Source organism: Thalassolituus sp. UBA3500, assembly GCF_002377545.1.
In the GTDB taxonomy this organism is placed as follows: domain Bacteria; phylum Pseudomonadota; class Gammaproteobacteria; order Pseudomonadales; family Oceanobacteraceae; genus Thalassolituus.
Genome location: NZ_DFQB01000021.1, coordinates 1 through 368, shown reverse-complemented (window position 1 = coordinate 368; position 368 = coordinate 1). Strand labels below are relative to the sequence as shown.

Annotated in this window: 1 protein-coding gene; it reads left to right on the top strand. The window is 62.8% G+C overall.

Annotated features, from left to right (window positions below):
* Nucleotides 1-368, top strand: a 368-nt coding sequence (locus B2R29_RS04445; protein ID WP_301179965.1) for an ATP-binding cassette domain-containing protein, incomplete at both ends; no start/stop codon positions are given.

The following is a 368-nucleotide window of genomic DNA, read 5'->3' as shown; positions in this document are numbered from 1 at the left end:
GGCGCCGGCAAGACGACCCTGCTGCGTCTGCTCCTCGGCGAACTAGCTCCTGCTAGCGGCACCCTGAAGCATGGCTTGCGCCTGCAAGTGGCCTACTCCGACCAGCTGCGGGCTCAGCTGGATGAACAGCAAACGGTGTTCGATGCCGTTGCCAGGGGCGGCAATCTCATCGAGCTCAACGGCGCTACGCGGCATGTTTTCGCCTATCTCAACGACTTCCTATTCACCAGGGAACAGGCCATGGGCAAAGTTGGCATGCTCTCGGGAGGAGAGCGCAACCGCCTCTCCCTCGCCCGCCTGTTCACCCACCCCGCGAATGTGCTGGCACTGGACGAACCCACCAACGACCTCGACGGCGAAACACTCGA